The 3443-nt window shown below is 39.5% G+C and carries 4 protein-coding genes; all 4 read left to right on the forward strand.

Features of this window, described 5'->3' with window-relative positions:
- On the forward strand, positions 1-942 hold a 942-nt coding region (locus RMO55_RS07305; RefSeq protein WP_310425403.1), incomplete at its 5' end, for a HindVP family restriction endonuclease.
- Between the two features lie 11 nt (positions 943-953).
- On the forward strand, positions 954-1898 hold the full coding sequence (locus tag RMO55_RS07310; RefSeq protein ID WP_310425404.1) for a DNA cytosine methyltransferase: 945 nt from the start codon (positions 954-956) through the stop codon (positions 1896-1898).
- Positions 1899-2120: 222 nt separating this feature from the next.
- Positions 2121-2831 (forward strand): helix-turn-helix domain-containing protein, encoded by a 711-nt coding sequence (locus RMO55_RS07315; RefSeq protein WP_310425405.1) that lies wholly within the window; start codon positions 2121-2123, stop codon positions 2829-2831.
- A complete protein-coding gene (locus tag RMO55_RS07320) occupies positions 2809-3306 on the forward strand; it encodes an RES family NAD+ phosphorylase (RefSeq protein WP_310425406.1) in 498 nt (165 codons plus the stop codon). The genes RMO55_RS07315 and RMO55_RS07320 overlap by 23 nt, the downstream gene beginning before the upstream one ends.
- Positions 3307-3443: the final 137 nt, after the last annotated feature.

The raw sequence follows: 3443 nt of genomic DNA on the forward strand, positions 1-3443 counted from the left end.
AATATTTATCTAAAACTCGATTCTAATTTACAAGTTATTCACTCAACGATCGATACATCCACCCTATACGGAATCGAGCCAACGTCTGATAAGTTATTTTATGCTTTTGAAAATCAATTTACGCCTTATCAGCAATATGTAATTGGTAACTTACCAGGCGTAGATTTAGTTACACAATCACGAGATCGAGGAACCTGTCTACAATCGATCGAGATTAAATTAACAGCTTTACCAGATCATACCACTTGCGATCTTGCTGAAGATAATTATGGATGTGAAATTGTCATTAGACCCGATACGATCGTATACTTAGCTTGCAGTATCATCGATAGCTTTAAGGGTAAACTCGATCTACTCAAAAATATCCTCGATCTTTATCCGATCTCGATCGATGATTGGACAGAGCCGAGTAGTGTTATTCCGAATATTCCGAGAATGATTGAGGCTCTAGATGCGATCTCATTATCACTATTAGATTGTCAGAAACCATTATTGATGCAGCCAGTTTGGAAAACAATAGGTAAATCACCTAAGTTAGCCGAAAATTGTTTAGATGTATTTATTTGGAGCGACTTAGCCTTCACTAGATTATTTGTCAATCTAGTGAAATCGGAGATCGATACATATGGTAATTGTAGAAGTATTGCTAGGCATACGCGAACATCGATCTGGTTATTTAAAATGATTGATGACTTTAGTAAGCACAGCGCATTTAATCATCGAAAAATTATAGATTCTTTATCTTACAACACTAAAAATGATAAAGCATTTGCTGTAAGTGGCAGAGTCACACAACCATATATGAAATCGCCATCTCTAACTAAACCAAGAATTAGGCAATCTGAAATCAAAAATATTATCTTAGGCGGCGGACAAAATCTACTAAGCCCAGAACGCCGATTTGATGCGATCGTGTATAACTCATCAGACTTATTTGATTAATAAAAATATATATGAGAACAGTAGATCTATTTGCTGGTTGTGGCGGCTTATCTCTGGGATTTCAACAGGCTGGATTTGATATTGTCGCAGCCTTCGATAATTGGCAATCTGTTATCGATATATACAAAGACAACTTCACTCATCCAATCTTTAATCAAGATTTAGGAGATCCAGAAGGTTATAGATTGATCGCAGATTTTGCTCCAGAACTAATTATAGGTGGCCCACCTTGTCAGGATTTCTCTAGTGCTGGTAAGCGAAATGAAAATCTTGGCAGAGCAAATTTAACTAGAGATTTTGCTGACATAGTTTGTCTAGTTCAGCCAACTTCGTTTGTGATGGAGAATGTCAGTCTCATCACGAGAAGTCCCATATTAGCTACTGTATTAGAACAATTCAAAAAAAATGGGTATGAATTAACATCAACTATTCTAAATGCTAGTTACTGTGGAGTGCCACAATCGAGAAAGCGATATTTCCTCATTGGCAAGCTAGGCGGGATGAATGATAATCTAGGTATGATTTTGAACCAAAATCAGTCTAATAATCCGATAACAATTTTTGATTATCTTGGCGATAGCTTAGAACTTGAATATTACTATAGACATCCTAGAAGTTATCAGCGCAGAGGTATATTCAGTATTCATGAGCCTAGCCCTACAGTTCGCGGTGTCAATCGTCCAATTCCCAAAACTTATCAAAAACATCCAGGCGATGCTTGCGATCTAAATGACCAATTACGACCATTAACTACGATCGAACGTAGTTATTTACAAACTTTTCCTAAAACCTTTAAATTCAAAGGTAGTAAGTCAGATTTGGAACAAGCGATCGGTAATGCTGTTCCGGTGAATTTAGCTAAATACGTTGCTAATTGTATTAATAAAAGTATCGATTGTGATGCCTTACAAGAGAGCCTACAACAAGCAACTAATAAACAATTACAACTATTTTAATTTATCTAGTAAAGACTATGGGAAAATCGATCGCCTACTTTGCACCTTCTAAAGCCATGTAGAAGCTATGGATGGAGACTTACCCGCTGTCTTGCTAAATTAAGTTGACGAAGTTGCGCAACTTCGTTAAATTTAGAATAGGTTGACAAAGTTGCATAGCTTTAGCAACTAAATAACTGCGATCGCCATAAAATACCGCAAAAACTCCTTGGTATATAAGTTATGAGTGTTAAAACCTTAATCGATTCGGCAAAGCCAACGCTATCCGATCGAGTGCAATCCTCGACACCAATCGAACAAAAACTGATTGCCAATTTACTCGATACCTCGGCACAGTTTAAAGGTACTTTAGCAACCGTGCTACAGGAATCAAAGCAGCGGAAAAACTTACATCAATTTTGGCAAGAAGTAATGGATGTAGCTCTAGCAGCTAGTCATGCTAGTAATGTTGCCGATCGCCCTCACTCTAGTAGTTTTGAGTGGACGATCGCGGCTTTAACTGCACCGGAACTATTAGCCGAACTCGCGCCTACAGATCCGCTAGCAGCAGCACGACTCCGAGGGATGAAAGTCAAGCAGGAACTACTATATAGCGACGGGAAACCGTTACGCAGTGAAGAAGTTGCCCAATTATTAGGAATTTCTCGACAGGCGATCGATAAACGGCGGAGTAAGGGCAAACTTTTAGCTGTTTCGTTGGGAAGACGGGGTTATTTCTATCCTTTATGGCAATTTAAAGATGGGATTGTATTGACTGGACTCGATCGAGTATTGGATGCACTATCTAAATTCGATCCTTGGACACAGTTGATGTTTATAAAAACTGGAGATTTACGGTTAAATAATCGCACTCCATTGGAATGTCTAATTGCTGGAAATATCGATGTAGTAGTATCCGCTGCTGCTTGCTATGGTGAACCAAATCCAGCCTGAAGATCCGCTAATTCCCCATCCATCGCCACCAATAGATTTCAATACTAGAGAGTTACCGATTCTTAGCAGTCAGGGGACTTGGTATCGACTGAACGATCGGGAATTTCCTTCTAGTCTATATTTCGATCGATCGGGAAAGGGTCGATTCGATAGCCCCGCACAGGGCTACGGTATTTTGTATGTCGGGGCAGATGTCCATGCAAGTTGGATTGAATGTTATGGTAGAACTCTCGGAGAGAAGGGGGTATCTGAAAATACACTTAGGCAAAGAAATTTATATGCGATCGATAGTCGGCGTTCGTTGATATTTGCTGATGTGACAGGAAGTGGTTTAGCGAAGATGGGAGCCGATGCAAGATTATCATCTGGCTCTTATCCTGTCGCGAGACAATGGGCACAGGCAATTCACGATCATCCTCAACAAGTAGATGGTATCAGATATCGATCTCGTCATGATGATGAACGTTATTGGTAATTGCTCAACTAGGGGGAGGTTGACAAAAACGGAAAAAGCGATAGAGTACCCTTATGAAAGAACTGCCCGACATCAAACAACTAGACACAGAAGCTAAAGATGCTCTGATAGTTGCGCTGTGGGAAGAAGTGCAGAAA

Source organism: Chamaesiphon sp. VAR_48_metabat_135_sub (assembly GCF_031418915.1).
Taxonomy (GTDB): Bacteria; Cyanobacteriota; Cyanobacteriia; order Cyanobacteriales; family Chamaesiphonaceae; genus Chamaesiphon.

Bases quoted from the DNA above. Each gene is read 5' to 3' on its own strand.
- RMO55_RS07310 (WP_310425404.1), top strand. From the start codon at position 954: ATGAGAACAGTAGATCTATTTGCTGGTTGTGGCGGCTTATCTCTGGGA.
- RMO55_RS07320 (WP_310425406.1), top strand. From the start codon at position 2,809: ATGGTGAACCAAATCCAGCCTGAAGATCCGCTAATTCCCCATCCATCG.
- RMO55_RS07315 (WP_310425405.1), top strand. From the start codon at position 2,121: ATGAGTGTTAAAACCTTAATCGATTCGGCAAAGCCAACGCTATCCGAT.